This window comes from Streptomyces sp. AC1-42W, assembly GCF_003248355.1.
Lineage (GTDB): Bacteria > Actinomycetota > Actinomycetes > Streptomycetales > Streptomycetaceae > Streptomyces.
The window spans coordinates 2,483,156-2,503,380 of record NZ_QKWY01000002.1 but is presented as its reverse complement, the minus strand read 5'-3'; the positions used below and the strand labels follow the sequence as shown (position 1 = coordinate 2,503,380).

The following is a 20,225-nucleotide window of genomic DNA, read 5'->3' as shown; positions in this document are numbered from 1 at the left end:
TCGTCCCCGCACCTGCGGGGGTAGTTCCGCCCTGGCGGCCAGGGCCAGGTCCGATGTCGCGTCGTCCCCGCACCTGCGGGGGTAGTTCTTCCTGGTTGCCCGCCTGCAGCGCGAGCACGGCGTCGTCCCCGCACCTGCGGGGGTAGTTCCTGGAGGCGGGCTACACGGTGTCGCAGGCCGCGGTCGTCCCCGCACCTGCGGGGGTAGTTCCGACGGCCCTCGCCGTCGTCAAGGGTCGGTCAGGTCGTCCCCGCACCTGCGGGGGTAGTTCGATGGGCGTCACCGCCCACGGCCCCATCTGCGGGTCGTCCCCGCACCTGCGGGGGTAGTTCCGATGACCGCCAGCGCATTCACGATGCGGCCCTGTCGTCCCCGCACCTGCGGGGGTAGTTCGTCGGCGTGGTCGGCTTCTGCCGCTGCGACGACGTCGTCCCCGCACCTGCGGGGGTAGTTCCCGCGAGCACGACCAGGACGACGGCGAGCCCGGGTCGTCCCCGCACCTGCGGGGGTAGTTCGTCCTACTTCGGCACCAACTTGCTCGGAGTGTCGTCGTCCCCGCACCTGCGGGGGTAGTTCACCGGGCCTGCCGGTGGGGCTGTTTCTCCGGACGTCGTCCCCGCACCTGCGGGGGTAGTTCCCCAAGGCGCGTACAGTCCGCTTGATCGCGGAAGTCGTCCCCGCACCTGCGGGGGTAGTTCCTCGGCCTTGGCCACGGATCGGCTCTTAGTGGCGTCGTCCCCGCACCTGCGGGGGTAGTTCCTCGGCCTTGGCCACGGATCGGCTCTTAGTGGCGTCGTCCCCGCACCTGCGGGGGTAGTTCTCCATCACGTGGCCTTCACCCTGCCCCCACGCGGTCGTCCCCGCACCTGCGGGGGTAGTTCCCCCGAGCCCGAGAACACCGCCCCCCGCCGCCCGTCGTCCCCGCACCTGCGGGGGTAGTTCTGCCTTCTGCCTGGCCGCGTTCGCCTGCCGCTCGTCGTCCCCGCACCTGCGGGGGTAGTTCCGCGGCCGGGTGCCGCCCAGCCTCGGGCCCGGTGTCGTCCCCGCACCTGCGGGGGTAGTTCTCGGCGATTTTGGCCCTGGTAGACAGCCACGCGGTCGTCCCCGCACCTGCGGGGGTAGTTCCGTGGTCGGCGGTTTCGTGAGGAGCAGGCGCCAGTCGTCCCCGCACCTGCGGGGGTAGTTCGCCCAAGCGCGGGTCCGGCGAGAAGTGGGACCCGGTCGTCCCCGCACCTGCGGGGGTAGTTCGCCGGACCAGGACGAGGTCTTCTCGACTCCGATGTCGTCCCCGCACCTGCGGGGGTAGTTCGATACCCCTGCCTCATAGGCGACTACATGCCGGGTCGTCCCCGCACCTGCGGGGGTAGTTCTAGAGGTGGCCGGCGACCTAGTCCACTAGGCCGGTCGTCCCCGCACCTGCGGGGGTAGTTCGGACGCACGGCGGTGATTCCGTGCGCCCGATGTGTCGTCCCCGCACCTGCGGGGGTAGTTCCACCCTGATTCCGTTCCGCAACGGAATCATTCAGTCGTCCCCGCACCTGCGGGGGTAGTTCGTCTTCGGCGACAGTGGGGAGTCCTCGTGTCCGGTCGTCCCCGCACCTGCGGGGGTAGTTCCTGCTTCACGCGCGTGTCTCCGGGACACGAGTGGTCGTCCCCGCACCTGCGGGGGTAGTTCGCCGCTGGAGACCGCGCGGGATGCGGAGGACCTGTCGTCCCCGCACCTGCGGGGGTAGTTCTCTGCGATGGACCACGTGCTCGCGGGCCCGAGCGTCGTCCCCGCACCTGCGGGGGTAGTTCGGCAGCCCGGTACGGCATCAGCTCGGGGCAGTGGTCGTCCCCGCACCTGCGGGGGTAGTTCGACCGTTCGTTGGACTCCATGTCCCAGGCCCACGTCGTCCCCGCACCTGCGGGGGTAGTTCCCCCGACCGGCGGCACGTACACGCTGTCCTACTGTCGTCCCCGCACCTGCGGGGGTAGTTCGGCCCAGGCCGGGTTCGTCTTCACGCCCATCAAGTCGTCCCCGCACCTGCGGGGGTAGTTCGGCAGCCCGGTACGGCATCAGCTCGGGGCAGTGGTCGTCCCCGCACCTGCGGGGGTAGTTCTCGTGCTGACGGCTGACCTCGGCGTGGCCGTGGGTCGTCCCCGCACCTGCGGGGGTAGTTCAGGCGATCACGAAGGTAACCACCCTGCCCGGCGGTCGTCCCCGCACCTGCGGGGGTAGTTCCACACGGAGACGGGGTGATCGCCGATGCCCCGCGTCGTCCCCGCACCTGCGGGGGTAGTTCCCTCGTCTACGTCCGCGCTGAGCTGCGCGCCATGTCGTCCCCGCACCTGCGGGGGTAGTTCCACGACGTGGCCCAGCTGATCGTCGTGTTCCGGGTCGTCCCCGCACCTGCGGGGGTAGTTCTCGACCTGGGCACGCTGGAGGCCGGCAACAAGTGTCGTCCCCGCACCTGCGGGGGTAGTTCTGCCCAGTGGGACACCTCGCCTGCCATCTTCCGGTCGTCCCCGCACCTGCGGGGGTAGTTCTCACGACCGGCGGTGGCGGCCGCGCTCGCGCAAGTCGTCCCCGCACCTGCGGGGGTAGTTCCGCCCCGATCCGGATCAGCCAGGCGGTCATCCCGTCGTCCCCGCACCTGCGGGGGTAGTTCCTCGCCGCCCTCGCCGCCCTGTGGGCCACCGTCGTCGTCCCCGCACCTGCGGGGGTAGTTCCGCGGTCCGCTCATCGCCGAGGTGGGCCGCGCGGTCGTCCCCGCACCTGCGGGGGTAGTTCCTCGGCGGTGCCGCCGCAGATGGGGCCGTGGGCGTCGTCCCCGCACCTGCGGGGGTAGTTCCGTGAGGAACAGCTGCTCGTACGCAGTCAGCTGGTCGTCCCCGCACCTGCGGGGGTAGTTCCGGCACCAGCGACGCCGCGTAAATCGCGACAGCGTCGTCCCCGCACCTGCGGGGGTAGTTCGGAGCTGGAGCCGAAGGCACTGGCCCACGACACGTCGTCCCCGCACCTGCGGGGGTAGTTCTCCGTACGGGTGGTGGCGGGTGCCACCGCTCCTGTCGTCCCCGCACCTGCGGGGGTAGTTCCCGCCGCCGCCCGGACGACCGGGCGGCGGCCCCGTCGTCCCCGCACCTGCGGGGGTAGTTCGGCGGCCATGCCTGCGTATCCGGCAAGGAGGGCGTCGTCCCCGCACCTGCGGGGGTAGTTCGGGCGTCCCGCTCACGACGGGCACCGTGACCAGGTCGTCCCCGCACCTGCGGGGGTAGTTCCTCTTCCAGATCGCTGGGGGTACAGAGGTGGGCGTCGTCCCCGCACCTGCGGGGGTAGTTCCACCCTCCTGGACCTGCTGACCGAGGCCGCCGAGTCGTCCCCGCACCTGCGGGGGTAGTTCCGTGGTGGTGGCTGCCCCGTTGGGGGTGAGCCGGTCGTCCCCGCACCTGCGGGGGTAGTTCGGCCAGGCACGGCCCGGCCCTGGATCTCGGCGTGTCGTCCCCGCACCTGCGGGGGTAGTTCGTCGCGGATGCCCCTCACTCTCGCCCCCGTCGCGTCGTCCCCGCACCTGCGGGGGTAGTTCCGCGCTGCTGCAGCTGGTCGCGCCGTACGCCCAGTCGTCCCCGCACCTGCGGGGGTAGTTCCCCGCGCTGGGTCGAGGCGAGGCGCAGCGTCCAGTCGTCCCCGCACCTGCGGGGGTAGTTCCGCGGTCTGGCTCGCCAGGCTGGAAGCCGCCGGGTCGTCCCCGCACCTGCGGGGGTAGTTCCGCCGCGCCGATCGTGGCCAGTGCGGGCGACAGGTCGTCCCCGCACCTGCGGGGGTAGTTCGGTCGCGCTGCTGTCCGACCGGGCGTTCCGGCTGTCGTCCCCGCACCTGCGGGGGTAGTTCGCACCGGCGCCCGCCGAGGACACGCGAGCCCGAGTCGTCCCCGCACCTGCGGGGGTAGTTCCGCATCATCCACGGCGGTGCCCCCGGCCAGGGCGTCGTCCCCGCACCTGCGGGGGTAGTTCCGGGGCCAGGTCCCGGCGCATCGGTGACGCCTGGTCGTCCCCGCACCTGCGGGGGTAGTTCGTCCGACAGCTCGGGCCAGAGCTGGTCGCCGTGGTCGTCCCCGCACCTGCGGGGGTAGTTCCGTGATTTTCCCCGGCATCGTCGCCCGCGCGACGTCGTCCCCGCACCTGCGGGGGTAGTTCGGTGTCGGCCAGCGTCGACAGCGAGTACGGCGCGTCGTCCCCGCACCTGCGGGGGTAGTTCCCCCCGCGCCGCTGTCACGGCCGGGGGTGTGGAGTCGTCCCCGCACCTGCGGGGGTAGTTCCAAGCGGTGCACCGAGGTCACCGGGGTCCGCGGGTCGTCCCCGCACCTGCGGGGGTAGTTCGGCCGCCGCCGCGAAGGCCCGCGCCCGGTCCCTGTCGTCCCCGCACCTGCGGGGGTAGTTCCCGGACGTGGGTGTCCGCACTGGGCTGCTCGGTGTCGTCCCCGCACCTGCGGGGGTAGTTCCGCGCCCTCACCGCCGCATCCCCCGCCGCGGAAGTCGTCCCCGCACCTGCGGGGGTAGTTCCTGCGCCCCGACATTGTCGAGCTGCTGCGCGCGGTCGTCCCCGCACCTGCGGGGGTAGTTCCGGCCGGGCGATGACGGCGGTGTCCGGTGACTGGTCGTCCCCGCACCTGCGGGGGTAGTTCCGTCGACCACCTCATCCGCCGCAACATCACAGAGTCGTCCCCGCACCTGCGGGGGTAGTTCCGCGCCGGCCGCGTCTGGCTGGACACCCCGGCCGTCGTCCCCGCACCTGCGGGGGTAGTTCCCCACCGCCCACCCCGACCTCGACCCCGACGACGTCGTCCCCGCACCTGCGGGGGTAGTTCGTCGGGGGCGCTTGGCGGTTCACCGCAGCCCAGGTCGTCCCCGCACCTGCGGGGGTAGTTCCCTCTTGGCCGGAACCTCCTACGTGTCGATGTCGTCGTCCCCGCACCTGCGGGGGTAGTTCGCCGGTCATCACGCGCGGCGGCGTCACCTACTGGTCGTCCCCGCACCTGCGGGGGTAGTTCCTCGGCGCGCCGCCGCTCGTACTCCTCCAGCGAGTCGTCCCCGCACCTGCGGGGGTAGTTCCGAGGCCGACGCCATCGACGGCGTGCTCGACCTGTCGTCCCCGCACCTGCGGGGGTAGTTCCCCGCTCTACATCGTCCGCCACTTCCCCTCCGCGTCGTCCCCGCACCTGCGGGGGTAGTTCCCTGTCCCCGTCGGCCAGGTGATCGCCGGGCTCGTCGTCCCCGCACCTGCGGGGGTAGTTCCGCTGACCGCCTGTTCGTCTTCACCACCAGCTCGTCGTCCCCGCACCTGCGGGGGTAGTTCTATGCCGCGTCCGAGCCGGTTAAGCCCGGTAAGGTCGTCCCCGCACCTGCGGGGGTAGTTCCGTCATCCTGCACCCCAAGTCGGACTCGTACTTGTCGTCCCCGCACCTGCGGGGGTAGTTCCATGCTGCTCGGCACCGTGGCCGGCGGAACGCTGTCGTCCCCGCACCTGCGGGGGTAGTTCCCCCTCGTGGAGATGTCGTCCCCGCACCTGCGGGGTGGTTCCGCAGGCCGCCTCGTGGCCCCAGATCGTCTCGCTCGTCCTCCTCGTCAGCTCGGGGTCTCGGCGCCCCCGGCCATGCCCACCCCCGCAGCCGCGCATCGGCCGTCGGCCGTCTCGCGCGGGGGAAATCCGCCATTGGTGGGGGGTGGTGGGGCTTCGGCTGGGTCGAGGTTGGCGACTCTCTGCTGTCGGGTCGCATCATGGCGTTATCGTGCGGGAACGAGCCCACTGGCTGTCATGTGAAGGTAATCGCACAAGACCTTCACCGTCCGGTCACTTTCAGCCACATCGTGAACACCGTGCGGCTGGGGGTGCAGACGGTGTGTGCGGGCCGCGCTTAGTCTCCCGGGCCATGGAACTCACTCGTACGAGACGCCTCGGTCTCGCCGCAATCGTCGCCGTCGCCCTCTCGCTCTTCGGCATGGCGCCCTCCGCAAGCGCCGCCGGCCCGGCCGCCGAACTGTCGTTCACGACCAGCGCGGCCACCACCACGCCCGGTGGCGCGGTGGACCTGTCGATGACGATCAAGAACAATCAGACGTACGACATCTGGTTCGTCTACCAGACCATCGACCCCACCTGGCTGACCACCCAGCGCCCCGACCTCAAGTACAGCTTCACCGGGTGCAGCCTGGCGACGGCCGCTGGGGCCGTCCCGTGTTCCGGTGTCGGGCCGGCGGACCTCGGCGGGAACTACGGAACCACCATTCCGCCAGGTCAGAGCCGTACCGTCACCCTGACGCTGCAGGTCGCCGCCGACTCCGGCTGCAACGGCAACATAGGCTTCTACTCCTACTTCTACGCGGAGTTCAGCGACAGCACCAACATCAGCGGCGGCCCCGTCTACACGCCCGAGACCCGGGTGCTGTGCGCGTGATCGCACCCTCGCGCGTCCCGGGCGGAGCGCGCCCCCGCTGAGCGGGGATCTCATGAACGACGGCGGCCGGCCCCTGCTCCACACCGGCCGCCGTCGGCATGCCGACGGCCGGTTGACTTGATCCGGCTCCACCGTGATGCGGCATTCCGGTCCAGCCCATTGGCACTGCTCACCCGCGCGCCCGGCGGCCGGGCGCACCGCGGCCAACCAGGGCCACCACCTTGTCGGATTGATCGAGACATATGCTTTTCCGTCAAGTTTCCCGTTAGTCACACAAGGACTCCACGTGAGCCCTCATCATTGTGACTCGACGGATGCGTCAACGACCGTCGCCCTCAGAGAGGCGGCGGCACGGTCATGGGGTGGGGCAGGCTCCGGAGGGAGCCCGACCTCCCCTGCCCTCGGGAGGGATTTCCACCGCATGAAGCGGACCATTCGCACTACCGCGCTCCTGGTGAGCACGCTGTTGGCGACCATCGGGTTACCCGTTGCCACCGCACAGGCGGACGATCCGGCACCGCGCGTCGATCTGCGCGTGCTCGTCGTCAGCGACGGGGGGCCCTCCACCGACGCGATAGCCGCCGAACTGGAGGACGCCGGAACGCCGTACACCGAAGTCGATCTGAACGACTCCGGGCGAGCCGTGATCGACGCCGCCTTCCTCGCCGACACCGTCGACGGCCGGCCGCGAGCGAAGTACCAGGCCGTCGTCCTGCCCAACGACAACCCCTTCCCCACCGGCTCTGCCGAGATGGCGGCCCTCGTGGCCTACGAGCAGGCGTACGCGATCCCCCAGGTCGACGCCTACACGTACGCCCGGCCGCAGGTCGGGCTCAACGCGGCGGTCGGCACCGGCTACGCCGGCAGCGCCGACGGGATGCGGGCCGAGGTGACGCAGGCCGGCAAGGACGGACCCTTCGGCTACCTGGAGGGCACGGTCCCGTTCGAGGACAACTCCCCCACCGTGGGCGAGTCCTACGCCTACCTCTCCACGCCCGTGACCGGCGCCGACTTCACCCCGTACGTCCAGGCGACCATCCCGGGGAGGGCCACGAAGGGCTCCCTGGTCGGCGAGTACCGGCACGACGGGCGGCAGGAACTCGTCGTCACCTTCGTCTACAACCGGTACCAGCAGCAGTTCCGGCTGCTGGCCCGGGGCATCGTGGAGTGGATGACCGGCGGCGTGCACCTCGGCGCCGACCGCAACTACTTCGCGGTCCACGTGGACGACGTGTTCGCCGCCGACGACCGCTGGGACACCGACCTCAACTGCACCCCCGGCGACGTCGACTGCCAGCCGGGCACGGGAACCCCGAATCCGATCCGCATGGTCCCGGCCGACGTCGACCACGCCATCGCCTGGCAGAACAGCCACGACTTCACCTTCGACCTGGCCTACAACGCCTCCGGCAGCGCCGACCACCGCGAGGACAACGCCGGTCAGGACCTCCTCGCCGACAAGCTGATCACCGACCGGAACCAGTTCCGCTGGATCAACCACACCTACACCCACGCCTTCCTCGGCTGCGTGCAGGACATCAGCGTGGTGCCGTGGACGTGCGCGACGAACCCGGACGGCTCCACCCGGTGGGTCGGCCGGAACGACATCGTCGACGAGATCGCGACCAACGAGGCCTGGGGCGTGGCGCACGGACTCCCGCTCGCGCAGAAGGAGTTGGTCACCGGAGAGCACTCCGGTCTGAAGGTGACCCCGCAGCAGCCGGTGGACAACCCCAATCTGGCCCTCGCCCTCGCCGACACCGGCATCCAGTGGCTGGGCTCGGACAACTCCCGTGACCCCGTGCAGCGCCAAGTCGGCCCCGCCACGACCATCTCCCGCTACCCGATGAACATCTTCTACAACGCCGGGCAAAGGGCCGAGCAGGTCGACGAGTACAACTGGCTCTACACCAGCCGCGCCCAGGGCGGCAGCGGGATCTGCGAGGACAACCCCGCCACCACCACCTGCCTGGCCGCACCGCTGGACGTCACCACCGGCTACACCGACTACATCGTCCCGCTGGAGACCCGGATCGCCCTCGGGCACGTCCTGTCCAACGATCCCAAGCCCCACTTCATCCACCAGGCGAACCTCACCGAGGACCGCATCGCCTATCCGGTGCTCGACGGTGTGCTCGGCGGCTACGACGACCTGTTCACCGCCGACACCCCCGTGGTGAACCTCCGCATGAAGGACATCGGCGTCGAGACGCAGCGCCGCGCCGCCTGGCGGGCCGCCCTCGACGCGGGCCAGGTCACCGCCTACCGCATCGGCGACGACGTGACCGTTCAGGCGCCCGCGGGCGTGTCGATCACGGCCACCATGCCCGCCGGCACCCAGCACGACGGCACCGGCTTCGGGTCCGCCTACGCCGGCCGGGTCTCCGGCTGGGCCCCGGCCACCGCCCTGCCGTACACCCTGGACCTCCCCACGTCCGGAACCGGTACATCCGCCGTCACCGGCACACCCGCCGTGACCGGTACGCCGACGGCCCCCGCTCCCCGGACGAAGGTCCCCTCCGGCGTCGTGGCGCAGGTCCCCCACGACGCGGGGCGCTGACAGCGCCTACGCCCTCCCGTCCCGGCCGCCCGTCCCCGGCGGCCGGGTCGGGCCCGCGCCCCCGGGCCCGACACTCTCACTTCTTGGCCGTGGAGCAGTTCCATGCACATTCCCCTCGGCGCGCGACGCTCCGGCGCGCCGCGCGTCACCCTGCTCACCGAAGGCACCTACCCGCACAGTCACGGCGGTGTGAGCGTCTGGTGCGACCAACTCGTCACGGGCATGCCCGACATCGCGTTCGACGTGCTCGCCGTCACCGGCACCGGCACCGAACCGGTCGTCTGGGACATCCCCGCCCACGTCGGCCGCATCGTCTCCATGCCCATGTGGGGCCCCGTCCCCAAGGGGCAGGCGCCGTACGGGCGCCACGGCCGGCGGCTCGCCCAGTCCTACGAGCGGTTCGTGACGGCGCTGCTCGACCCGCGCGCGGAGAGCGGCTTCGCCCCGGCGCTGTACGCGCTGGCGCGGGCCGGCGAGGACGGCTGGCTCAGCCCGTTCCTGCGCGGTGACCAGGCGCTCGGCATCCTGACGGCCGTCTGGAACCGGTCCGGGCTCGCCGTGCGCGAGGCCCGGCCGACCCTGCACGACGCGGTGACCGCGACCGCGCTCCTGGAGCACGCCCTGCGACCGCTGGCCGCGCCGTACCCGACGGCGGGCGTGGCGCACGCGGTCAGCGGAGGTGTGGCGGTCCTGCCCGGCCTCGCCGCACTGGAACGGCACGGTGTGCCGCTGCTGCTCACCGAGCACGGCGTGTACCTGCGCGAGCGCTACCTCGGATACCGCACCGCTCCCTACCGGTGGCCGGTGAAGGCCCTCGTCCTGGGGTTCTTCCGGCTGCTCGCGGAGGAGACGTACCGGAAGGCCGCCCTGATCACTCCGGGCAACCGCTACAACCGGCTCTGGGAGGAGCACGGCGGCGCCGCGCCCGACGCGATCCGTACCGTCTACAACGGCGTGGACCCGGCCGCGTTCCCGCCCGCGGGGCCGGAACCCACCGACCCCGTGCTGAGCTGGGCCGGCCGGGTCGACCCGATCAAGGACCTGGAGACCCTGATCCGCGCCTTCGCCCTCGTACGGGAGCGGGTGCCGGCCGCACGGCTGCGCCTGTTCGGCGGTACGCCGCGCGGTGGTGAGGGCTACCGGGACCGGTGCGAGGCGCTGGCCGCCGAGCTGGGCCAGGCCGACGCGGTCACCTTCGAGGGCCGGGTCGAAGACATCAGGGACGCCTACGCGGCGGGCAACGTCGTCATGCTCTCCAGCATCAGCGAGGGCTTCCCCTTCACCCTGATCGAGGCCATGTCCTGCGGGCGGGCCACCGTCTCCACGGATGTGGGCGGGGTCCGGGAGGCGGTCGGTGACACCGGTCTCGTCGTACCGCCCCGCGATCCGGCCGCGATGGCCGCCGCGGCCCTGGAGCTGCTGGCCGATCCCACCCGGCGCCGGAGGATGGGCGAGGGGGCCCGGCTCAGGGTGATCGAGCAGTTCACCCTCCGGCAGACCATCGACACCTTCCGCGCCATCTACCAGGAGTTGTCCGAGCCCAGCGGCCGCAAGACGTCCTCGACCGGCGGGGAGCAGCCGCAGACGGCGGCAAACGCACTCCCGGTGAGGAGCGCGGCCATATGAGCGGGCCCATGTCGCTGGAACCGGGCGGCGCGGAGCAGGACACCCTCGCTCTGCGCCTCGCCGACGATCGCACGCTCGCTCTGCGCCTCGGTGACGACCGCACGCTCGCCCTTCGGCTCGGCGACGACCGCACCCTCGCCCTGCGTCTCGCCGACCTGAACCCCGGCGCCACCGTGCTGCCCCGCCGCAGGGTGCAGGCCGACGCGGTGGACGAGCTGGCCGCCGCGCTGGCCGACCGGGTCGCGCCCGCGGTCCACTCCTACGAGGTCGCCGCGCTGCTGGAGTCCGAGGGCCTGACCGGGGACGTGATCCGGGAGAAGTACGGGCACGACGACCTGTTCTCGCTGGCGACGGCGGTGTTCCGGCGCGTGCCGCGTACGTTCCCCGAGCCGCCCCGCCCCAAGGACCCCTGGCGGCCGGACCATCTGCGCTGCGCCTTGCGCGGATTGCTGTTCGCGCTCCCCGGCCTGGCGTACGCGCTCGTCGGGCGGCTGCTGCCCGCCGAGGGCACCGTGCGGGCGCTGGTGGTGGCGGGGCTCATCTCCTGGGCCTGGAACCAGGCGCTGGGCCACCGAGCGTATCTGCGCCTGGCGACCGGGCGGCGGGAGGCGGGCCGCACCCTCGCGAAGGGGGCGCCGCTGGGTGCCGCGGTGGCGTCCGCCGCCGGGGCCGCGCTCGCGGGGTCGGGTGTGACGGCCCTGGTCGTCACGGTCCAGTCGGCCTACCTCGCGGCGGCCGGTGTGCTGCTCGTACTGGGCCGCGAGCGGCTGCTGCTGGCGGCCCTCCTGCCGGTCGCCGCCGGTGGGGCGTCGCTGCTGTGGTGGGAGCCCGGGAACGTGCTGCGCGCCGGGCTGCCGCTGCTGTCGCTGCTCGGCGCCGTCGCCGCGGCCGGCTGGGCGCTGCGCGCCGCGATCGCCGCCCCGGCCGCGTCGGGTGCCGCGCGTCCGGGGCTGTGGCTGTCCCTGCCGTACGGCCTGTTCGGGCTGGCCGCCGGCTCGCTCGCGTTCCTGGCGGGCCGGGACCAGCCCTGGGCGGTGATCGTGCTGACCCTGAGCATGGGACCGGCCGAGTGGCTGCTCTACCGCTACCGCGGACTGTCGGTGGCGGCGCTGCGGTCCGCGAGGACGCTCGGCGGGTTCCGGTTCCGCTCCTGCGCCGTTCTCGCCGGTTGTCTGCTGGTGTACCTCGGCCCGCTGGTGCCGGCGGCGATGCTCGCGAACGCCGAGCCCGCCAGTTTGCTGCTGCTCGCCGGAACGCTGTGGATCTCCCTGCTGCTCCAGGCGTTCGGCACCGCCTGGCCGGCTGCCGTCGTGTGTCTCGGCGCGGCGGGCTTCGCCGGTGCGGAGATCCTGACCGACGCCTCGTCCGGCACCACCGCGTTGCCGCTGAGCTGCGGTGCCGCCCTGCTCTGTCTCATCGCGGTGGCCGTACGGAAGCTGGGCCGGCCCGCCGCACACGGCTGACGCGGCTGCACCGGCCACGAACCCGCACACCACCGAACCCGCACACCACCACACCACCACACCACCACACCACCGGAGGAAACCATCGTGACCGCCCCACCGCTCGCCGCCGTCACCGGAGCCGAGGGCTTCATCGGATCGCACCTCACCGAGGCGCTCGTCGCCGCCGGGTACCGGGTGAGGGCCATGGCGCAGTACAACTCCTTCTCGTCGTACGGCTGGCTCGAAACCCTCTCCCCCGACGTCCTGGACCAGGTCGAGATCGTTCTCGGCGACGTCCGCGACCCGGGTTCGGTCCGTCATCTCGTCGAAGGGGCCGACTGCGTCTACCACTTGGCCGCGCTGATCGCCATCCCCTACTCCTACCGGGCGCCGCACAGCTACGTGGACACCAACGTCACGGGCACCCTGAACGTGCTGGAGGCGGTACGCGCCGCCGGCACACCGCGCCTGGTGCACACCTCCACCAGCGAGACCTACGGCACCGCGCAGACCGTGCCGATCTCCGAGGACCACCCCATCAACACCCAGTCGCCCTACGCGGCTTCGAAGGCGGGCGGGGACCGGCTGGCCGACAGCTACCACGCCAGCTTCGACACTCCCGTGGTGACGCTGCGGCCGTTCAACACCTTCGGGCCCCGGCAGTCCATGCGCGCGGTGATCCCGACGGTCATCGGCCAGGTCGCGGCCGGGGAGCGGACCATCACCCTCGGCGACCTGCGTCCCACCCGGGACTTCACCTTCGTCAAGGACACCGCGCAGGCGTTCCTGGCGGTCGGCACCGCGCCCGCCGAACAGGTCGTGGGCCGGACGTTCAACGCCGGTACGGGCGGCGAGATCTCCGTCGGCGACCTGGTCGCGCTCATCGGCAAGGTGATGGACTCCGCGCTCGACGTCCGGGAGGACGCGCAGCGGCTGCGGCCCACGAACTCCGAGGTCATGCGGCTGGTCGCGGATGCCGGGCGGCTCCGCGCGGCGACCGGCTGGAGCCCGGCGCACACCCTGGAGGAGGGCCTCGCGCAGACCGTGGAGTTCTTCCGCGAGCCGGGCAACCTCGCCCGCTACAAGACCGGCATCTACAACATCTGACCACATCCGGTGCGTCGGGAGGGAAGACCATGTACGCAGTGATCATGGCCGGCGGCAAGGGCGTCCGGCTACGGCCCTACACCACGGCCCTGCCCAAGCCGCTGGTGCCCATCGGCGACCAGCACGCCATCCTCGAAATCGTCCTGCGCCAGCTCTCCGCGGCCGGGTTCACCGGCTGCACCATCGCCATCGGCCATCTCGGGGAGATCATCCGGGCGTACGTGGGTGACGGATCGCAGTGGGGACTCAAGGTGGACTACTCCACCGAGGCGTCCCCGCTGGGGACCATGGGGCCGCTCCTGACGATGCGAGAGCGGCTGCCGGAGAACTTCCTGGTGATGAACGGGGACATCCTCACCGACCTGGACTACGCCGATGTCCTGCGCAGCCACCAGGACTCCAAGGCGCCGCTGACCATCGCCACGTACGCGCGCCAGGTGCGCATCGACTTCGGGGTGCTGACCACCGACGCGAGCAAGGTGGTGGGCTTCACGGAGAAGCCGAGCATGGACTACCGCGTTTCGATGGGGGTGTACGGGCTGAGCCGGGCCACACTCGACGGGTACACCGCCGGGCTGCCGCTGGGCTTCGACGAACTGGTCCTGGACCTGCTGCGTGCCGGGAACCCGCCGAGCGCCTACGAGTTCTCCGGGTACTGGCTGGACATCGGCCGGCCCGACGACTACGACCGGGCCAACGCCGAGTTCACCAGCCGCAAGTCCCTGCTGCTCAAGGGAGCCTGAGCACCACATGCGCATTCTCGTCCTCGGTTCCACCGGGTATCTGGGGGCCCACGTCGCCGAGCGGCTGGGCACCCTCACGGACGCGCACGTCCTCACCGGCGGGCGGTCCCCCGCCGCCGACGTGCCGGTCGACCTCGCCACCGACTCCGCCGACCGGCTCGCGAAGACGCTGGCGGCGGCAGCGCCGGATGCCGTGGTCAACTGCGCCGGGGCGACCGGCGGAGATCCGGTGACACTGGCGGAGGCCAACGCCCGCGGTCCCGCCGTCCTGTGCGAGGCGATGGCCCTGGCCTGCCCCTCGGCCCGGCTGGTCCATCTCGGTTCGGCCGCCGAGTACGGTCCGGGGTCCGACCGGGTTCCGGTGGCGGAGTCGGCGGCCACTCGCCCGCTCGGCGCCTACGGGGCCACGAAGCTGGCCGGTACGGTCACCGTCGCGACCTCGGCCCTGGACGCGCTCGTCCTCCGGGTCGGCAACCCGGTGGGGCCGGGGGCACCGCCCGGCGGGCTGCCCGGCCGGGTCACCCGCCTCCTGCGCGAGGCGGGCACGGGCGACCCGGAGGCGGTGCTCCGGCTCGGGGACCTGTCGGCGTACCGCGACTTCGTCGACGTACGTGATGTGGCGCGGGCGGTGGAGCGGGCGGTGACCGTGCCCGGACCGCTGCCGCGCGTGCTCAACATCGGCGGCGGGGACGCCGTAGCGGTGCGCGACCTCGTCCACACCCTGGCGGACATCGCGGGCTTCGGCGGGCGCGTCGAGGAGGAGGGCGCCGGCTCCGCCCGCTCGGGGCAGGTGTCCTGGCAGTGTTCGGACATCTCCGCCGCCGGTGCGGCCCTCGGCTGGCGTCCCGCGTACGCGCTGCGGGAATCCCTGACGGCACTGTGGTCCGCCGCCGTCGAAGAGGCCGCACGCCCGCCGGCCCCGCACGGGGAAGAAGGAGGCGCGTCGTGAGCCTGCTGATCCCTCTGTACGTCCATCCGGCCGTGGACCCGGACGCCTGGCACCGGCTCATCGAGGCGGCCGACCGCACCTACGCGGTCGTGCTCAATCCCGCAGACGGGCCGGGCGAGGCGCCCGATCCCGCCTTCGTCTCGGCGGCGGAGGCCCTGCGCGGCGCGGGGGCCCGGCTGCTCGGATACGTGGACACCGACTACGGCATCCGGTCCGCCGCCGATGTCGTGGCCGATGCCGCCCGGCACCGCGAGTGGTACGGCACCGACGGTTGCTTCCTGGACCAGGTGAGCGCCTCCGGGGACGCTCTGCCCGGCTACCGGAAGCTGGTACGCGCGCTGCGCAGGCGGGGCGCGTCGCCCGTGGTCCTCAATCCGGGCGTGCACCCCGCTCCCGGCTACGCCAAGATCGCGGATCTGCTGGTCACGTTCGAGGGCCCCTGGTCCTCCTACGTGTCGGCGTTCAGCAGACCCGACTGGACGGCGCGCTGTTCGCCCGACCGCCTCTGTCACCTGGTGTACGACGTGCCCGAGGCGCTGGCCCCGCTGGCCGTGCGCACCGCCCATGAGCGCGGCGCCGCCGTGTCGGGCCCGGTGACCGGGGAGCTGCCGAACCCGTGGGCCGGGCTGACACCGGTGCTGTCCGGAGCGGGGCGGTGAAGCCCGGGGCCCGGACGTGGGGCACGCTGCTGGCCGCGCTGACCGTCGCGGCTTCCGCCATCCTGCTGTCCGGCTGCACCGAGCAGGGCGGCGACCGGGACACGACGGCGAACAAGCCTGCCGAGGACCGGTGGCGGCCCCGGCCGGGACTGGCCTGGCAGTGGCAGCTCAACGGGAAGGTCGATCCCACGGCGGCCGACGTGCCGGTCTACGACATCGACGGCTTCGAGAACGACGCCGCAGACGTCGACCGGCTCCACCGGGACGGCCGCAAGGTGATCTGCTACATCAACGTCGGCGCATGGGAGGACTACCGGCCGGACAAGGACGCCTTCCCCCACTCGGTGCTGGGCGGGCGGAACGGCTGGCAGGGCGAGCGCTGGCTCGACATCCGGCAGCTCTCCCTGCTCCGGCCGCTCATGGAACGGCGGTTCGACATGTGCCGGAAGAAGGGCTTCGACGCGGTCGAGCCCGACCTCGTGGAGGCGTACACCGCGGACACGGGCTTCCCGCTCACCGCACGCGACCAGTTGCGGTACAACCGCATGATCGCCGACATCGCCCATGAACGGCGCCTGGCGGTGGGCCTGAAGAACGACCTGGCGCAGATCCCGGACCTGGTGGACACGTTCGACTTCGCGGTCAACGAGCAGTGCGCGCAGTACGGCGAGTGCGCGAAGCTGACGCCGTTCATCGAGGCGGGCAAGGCCGTCTTCCACGTGGAGTACACGGAGTCGACGGACCGCTTCTGCGCCACCTCCCGCAAGCTGGGCCTCTCCTCGATGCGGAAGAAGTGGAACCTGGGGACCTGGCGCAAGCCCTGCTGACCGACGCCGGCCGCGCCACCCTTCGCTCCCCTTCCCCGCACGCTAGTACGCGCCTCCGCCAGTCATGTCGTACTCCGCCCACACCGTCTTGCCCGGTGCGTTCGACCTCGGGCACCAGCCCCAGCGCGTGGCCAGCCCTTCCACCACCAGCAGGCCGCGGCCCCCTTCCGCGAGGCCGGCCGGGGCGAGCTTGCCGGGCCGGGGCGGCACCCTCTCCCCGCGCGTGTCCGTCACTTCGATCCGTGCCGCCGGTCCCGGTCGCTCGACCAGGCGCAGCAGCAGGTGGAAGTCGCGCCCGGACACGTACCCGTGCTGGACCGCGTTCGCCGTCAACTCGGCGGTGATCAGTACGACCGCCTCGTGCGCCTGTGTTCCGTACGGGAGTCCCCACGCGTCGAGCCGCACGGCGGACAGGCGGCGGGCGAGCCTGGCTCCCCGGGGCGTGGCCGTGAACTGCATCGCGAACGACGGGGTGCCCAAGTGAATGGGGTGGCTGGGGGGTTGGGTGGTGCGGCTGGGGGTGTCGATGTTGCTCATCATGGCTCCCAGCGTCCTCGCGGTGGCGTAGCGTGACCAGTAGTGACGCACTGACGCGAACCGCTTGTACGCGCGTCGTCGGCACGAGTACGTGAAGCACGGCGCGACAGAGCGAGGCAGGGTGCGATGACGAGTGAACCGAGGGAGCTCGACGCGGAGGACGGCGCCCGCGCGGCGGACAAGGCCGGCCAAGGCGTGGTCACGGCGTTCGGCCGGAGCCTGAAGACCTTACGGCTGCGCGCGGGCATGGACCGGGAGGAGCTGGGCCGTCGCCTCGGGTACTCCGCATCCACCATCGCCTCCTTCGAGCAGGGGCGCCGCATCACGCCGCCCCGTGCGATCGACGAGTCCGACCGGGAGTTGAACGCGGACGGCCTGCTCATCGAGTGGAAGGACCTGGTGGAGCAGGCGCAGTACCCGCCGTTCTTCCAGGACATGGCCAAGCTGGAGAAGCAGGCCATCGAGTTGGTGTCGTACAGCAAGCTGCTGGTGAGCGGCCTCCTGCAGACGGAGGAGTACATGAGGGCTACCTTGGCCATGCGGCGCCCTCTCCTCGACCAGGACACCATCGACCAACGAGTCACGGCCCGGCTGGCCAGGCAGGTAATCTTCGATCGCCGCCCCGCCCCGCTGCTGAGCTTCGTCATGGACGAGGCGGTACTACGACAGCGGTACGGCGGCCGGGATGTACAACGTGCGCAGTTGGAACATCTGTTGCTTATGGGCCAGCGGCGGAACGTCGAACTCCAGGTCGTTCCCCTCGACTGCGAGGACAACGCGGGCCTGAACGGGCCGTTCACCGTCGTCACACGCAAGGACGGCAAGAAGTTTCTGTACGTCGAGACGACGAACGTCAGCTCGCTTGAGACCGATCCCGAGCAGGCCGCGATCGCCGCCGCACGCTATGGGATCATCCGGTCACAGGCTCTCACGCCGCGAGAGTCGCTGCAGTTCATCGAGAAGTTGCTGGGAGAACTATGAACAACAACGAACCTCTCGCCTGGTTCAAGAGCAGCTACAGCAACACCGAGGGCGGCGAGTGCGTCGAGGTCGCGGCCGCCACGAACGCCGTGCATGTTCGTGACTCCAAGGTGACGGCCGGGCCCGTCCTGCGAGTGTCGCAGGACGCCTGGGCCGGGTTCGTCGGGCTCGCCACGACGGAGTAGTACAGACGGCGCTTGTACGCGCGAGAGCCCTGCCGGTCCGAGCCTCGACCGGCAGGGCTCTCGCATGTCCCGGCTGCCCGTGTCATGGTCAGTCAGTTCACTGTGCATGCCATGTCGTTGGGAGAGCCATGAACAACATCACCGCACCGCCCCTCCTCTGGTTCAAGAGCAGCTACAGCGGAGCCGAGGGCGGCGACTGCGTCGAGGTCGCGGCCGGCCTGGACGCCGTCCATGTCCGGGATTCCAAAGTCGCCTCCGGGCCCGCCCTCCGCGTCTCGCCGGACGCTTGGACCGGCCTCGTCCGGTTCGCAACGGGCCCGGAGTCAACTCGCCTCGCACGCGGCATCCTTCGGTAGCCGCGACCGGGCCGCCCCCGGCTCGAACATCACCGGGGACGGCCCGCGCACGCGGGAAGGATCAGTGCACCATCAGGGCGTACCAGGTGTGCCCCTCCATCGGCATCGGGGTGCAGCCGAACAACGGGCCCCACAGGATCGCCCCCTGCTCGCCTGCGGCCTGGCATTCGGCCAGCGTGTAGTAGGCCCCCTGATAGTGCCAGGCGGAAGCCTGTGCGGTGGTCGCTCCGGCAAGCGGGATGGCGATCGCCGCCGCAGCGGTTGCGGCGATCATGGCAATGCGTCGCTTCATGTGAACTCCCTGAATGAGTTGAACACTTGACTGCGAACCAGTGGCCCCGGCGAGACATCCCGCCGCAGCCGGGGGCAGCGTAGCCACTCCTTCACCCACAGGTCCAGACCAGTAACGACACCAATCCGTCTCACCGTCCACACAGATGCCCCACACTCCCTCACGAACCGCACACGAAACGCGTGCACTAGACACGCGTGCGCCGTGCACGCTAAGTTGACCGCGTGGAATACGACGATTACGGCGCCGAGGTGGCCGAAGCGCTCGGTGTGCTTCTGCGGCGCGAGATGCGAGTACAGGTCTACGGCGTGCTGACGCGGGACGTCGCGGAGGGGATCGACGAGGTCTCCTACCCGGTCATAAGCGGCCTGGCCCGCCGGGGGCGCTGCACCGCAGCCGAGTTGGCGAGCGACGTGGGCCTGGACCGTTCCGTCGTCAGTCGCCGGGCGACCACGTTGCAGAAGGCCGGACTCCTCGCCCGCGCCCCCGACCCCCGTGACAGCAGGGGCACGCTGCTGATGCTGACCCCGAAGGGTCAGGAAGCGGTACGCGCGATGCGCGAGCGCCTCGCCCACCTCATAGGAAACCACCTGTCGGATTGGCCTTCCGATGAGGTCGCCGTCTTCGTGAAGATCTTCCGGAACTTCGTCGAATGCGGACTCTTCTCTCAACAGGACTGATCACCGAACGGTAAACAGCGGAATTCCCCGCGGACGAGACCGGTCTCGCCCGGCGGTTCAGCGCTGCCCAAAACAGACTCAATTCCAGAACAGGAGAAACAGGAATGAAAGCCATGGCACCCCTCGCAGAAGCATGCGGGTTATCCGCAACCCCCGCCACCAAGAACTGTGCGGCCATATACAGCCGCAAAAGGCATGTCCTCATCGGGATAAGTCCGTTCAACAGTCGTTTCTCGGATGAGTACGTCACCCGTCTCATACGGTGGGCAGCCGCCACCTTCGAGAGCTTCGACGTGCTCCTCGCCGGCGACGAATCGGCACTTCAGCTCGAAGCCATCGGAACACCGGAGGGCAAGGCTCGATACAAGGCCAGACGCGCGGTGAGACGGAACCGTCGCTCGGTCGACGAAGCCCTCCGCCAACTCGGTCCGACCCCGCCGGACACCAGAGTCGTCTCGATCTCCGACTTCGCGGACGACCCGACGTACCGAAAGTTCAAGGCCGCAGGCGAGGAGGCATTCCGAGCCGATACCGCCTTCCGGTCCTCGTGCCTTGAAATGGCGCAGAAGGCGATACTGGGACGCCTGCGTACGGTGCACGGATCAACCGAGCCCGTCTCGGAATCCCAGGCCGCGCATGCCGCCGAATACGTACTGGCCGAGCTTCCCTTCTTTCTGGAGACTCCCACCGTGCTCGGGGTCGAGGAATCCCTCCTCGCCTACCACCAGCCCTGGAAACTGGGCGAACAGATCTTCGCGGGAAGATTCTCGATCGCCGCCCATCCCGCCCAGGGATACCTCACCGTCACCGAAACGCTCTGACCGGCACTTCTCCCACGACAAGA

At 71.0% G+C, this 20,225-nt stretch carries 16 protein-coding genes and 1 CRISPR repeat array (1 of these 17 cut by a window edge); of the genes, 14 read left to right on the top strand and 2 right to left on the bottom strand.

Annotated elements, in window-relative coordinates; genetic code table 11:
• Positions 1-5,457: direct repeats of the CRISPR family, unit length 28 nt; unit sequence GTCGTCCCCGCACCTGCGGGGGTAGTTC; it reaches 1,099 nt to the left of the window's first position.
• A 452-nt stretch (positions 5,458-5,909) separates the two neighbouring features.
• From DNK56_RS29200 to DNK56_RS29160, 9 genes are all read left to right on the top strand, one after another.
• Positions 5,910-6,434, top strand: coding sequence for a hypothetical protein (locus tag DNK56_RS29200; protein WP_111338771.1), 525 nt, complete (start codon positions 5,910-5,912; stop codon positions 6,432-6,434).
• A 421-nt stretch (positions 6,435-6,855) separates the two neighbouring features.
• Positions 6,856-8,994 (top strand): hypothetical protein, encoded by a 2,139-nt coding sequence (locus tag DNK56_RS29195; RefSeq protein ID WP_111338770.1) that lies wholly within the window; start codon positions 6,856-6,858, stop codon positions 8,992-8,994.
• Positions 8,995-9,096: 102 nt separating this feature from the next.
• Positions 9,097-10,620, top strand: coding sequence for a GT4 family glycosyltransferase PelF (pelF, locus tag DNK56_RS29190; protein ID WP_111338769.1), 1,524 nt, complete (start codon positions 9,097-9,099; stop codon positions 10,618-10,620).
• Positions 10,617-12,083 (top strand): hypothetical protein, encoded by a 1,467-nt coding sequence (locus DNK56_RS29185; RefSeq protein ID WP_111338768.1) that lies wholly within the window; start codon positions 10,617-10,619, stop codon positions 12,081-12,083. Before pelF ends, DNK56_RS29185 begins: the two co-directional genes overlap by 4 nt.
• An 87-nt stretch (positions 12,084-12,170) precedes the next feature.
• Positions 12,171-13,172: an SDR family NAD(P)-dependent oxidoreductase gene (locus DNK56_RS29180; protein WP_111338767.1), complete on the top strand. Its 1,002-nt coding sequence runs from the start codon at positions 12,171-12,173 to the stop codon at positions 13,170-13,172.
• Between the two features lie 29 nt (positions 13,173-13,201).
• Positions 13,202-13,915, top strand: a complete 714-nt coding sequence (locus DNK56_RS29175; protein WP_111338766.1) for a nucleotidyltransferase family protein — start codon at positions 13,202-13,204, stop codon at positions 13,913-13,915.
• Positions 13,916-13,922: 7 nt separating this feature from the next.
• A complete protein-coding gene (locus DNK56_RS29170) occupies positions 13,923-14,864 on the top strand; it encodes an NAD-dependent epimerase/dehydratase family protein (RefSeq protein WP_111338765.1) in 942 nt (313 codons plus the stop codon).
• The gene (locus tag DNK56_RS29165; protein ID WP_111338764.1) at positions 14,861-15,523 is read left to right on the top strand and encodes a spherulation-specific family 4 protein; all 663 of its coding nucleotides are present in this window, start codon (positions 14,861-14,863) and stop codon (positions 15,521-15,523) included. The genes DNK56_RS29170 and DNK56_RS29165 overlap by 4 nt, the downstream gene beginning before the upstream one ends.
• Positions 15,520-16,350: an endo alpha-1,4 polygalactosaminidase gene (locus tag DNK56_RS29160; protein WP_111338763.1), complete on the top strand. Its 831-nt coding sequence runs from the start codon at positions 15,520-15,522 to the stop codon at positions 16,348-16,350. The genes DNK56_RS29165 and DNK56_RS29160 overlap by 4 nt, the downstream gene beginning before the upstream one ends.
• A 42-nt stretch (positions 16,351-16,392) precedes the next feature.
• Here DNK56_RS29160 and DNK56_RS29155 read toward each other — a convergent pair whose 3' ends face one another.
• Positions 16,393-16,890: an ATP-binding protein gene (locus DNK56_RS29155; protein ID WP_199563586.1), complete on the bottom strand. Its 498-nt coding sequence runs from the start codon at positions 16,888-16,890 to the stop codon at positions 16,393-16,395.
• Positions 16,891-17,013: 123 nt separating this feature from the next.
• Between DNK56_RS29155 and DNK56_RS29150 the strand changes: the two genes are divergently transcribed.
• The 3 genes from DNK56_RS29150 to DNK56_RS29140 all read left to right on the top strand — a co-directional run bounded on the left by DNK56_RS29150 (position 17,014) and on the right by DNK56_RS29140 (position 18,409).
• Positions 17,014-17,868, top strand: a complete 855-nt coding sequence (locus DNK56_RS29150; RefSeq protein WP_111338761.1) for a helix-turn-helix domain-containing protein — start codon at positions 17,014-17,016, stop codon at positions 17,866-17,868.
• Entirely contained in the window at positions 17,865-18,053 is a 189-nt protein-coding gene (locus tag DNK56_RS29145) for a DUF397 domain-containing protein (RefSeq protein WP_111338760.1), read from the top strand. The genes DNK56_RS29150 and DNK56_RS29145 overlap by 4 nt, the downstream gene beginning before the upstream one ends.
• Before the next feature lie 128 nt (positions 18,054-18,181).
• Complete coding sequence (locus DNK56_RS29140) at positions 18,182-18,409, top strand: DUF397 domain-containing protein (RefSeq protein WP_111338759.1); 228 nt, start codon at positions 18,182-18,184, stop codon at positions 18,407-18,409.
• 61 nt (positions 18,410-18,470) lie between these two features.
• Here DNK56_RS29140 and DNK56_RS29135 read toward each other — a convergent pair whose 3' ends face one another.
• Positions 18,471-18,701, bottom strand: coding sequence for a hypothetical protein (locus DNK56_RS29135; RefSeq protein WP_111338758.1), 231 nt, complete (start codon positions 18,699-18,701; stop codon positions 18,471-18,473).
• A 224-nt stretch (positions 18,702-18,925) separates the two neighbouring features.
• Here DNK56_RS29135 and DNK56_RS29130 point away from each other — a divergent pair, with 224 nt between their 5' ends.
• Positions 18,926-19,381 (top strand): MarR family winged helix-turn-helix transcriptional regulator, encoded by a 456-nt coding sequence (locus tag DNK56_RS29130; protein ID WP_241990120.1) that lies wholly within the window; start codon positions 18,926-18,928, stop codon positions 19,379-19,381.
• Positions 19,382-19,494: 113 nt separating this feature from the next.
• Positions 19,495-20,202 carry a tRNA-dependent cyclodipeptide synthase gene (locus tag DNK56_RS29125; RefSeq protein WP_199563587.1) on the top strand — a complete coding sequence of 236 codons (708 nt, stop codon included), beginning with the start codon at positions 19,495-19,497 and terminating at the stop codon, positions 20,200-20,202.
• Positions 20,203-20,225 lie beyond the last annotated feature (23 nt).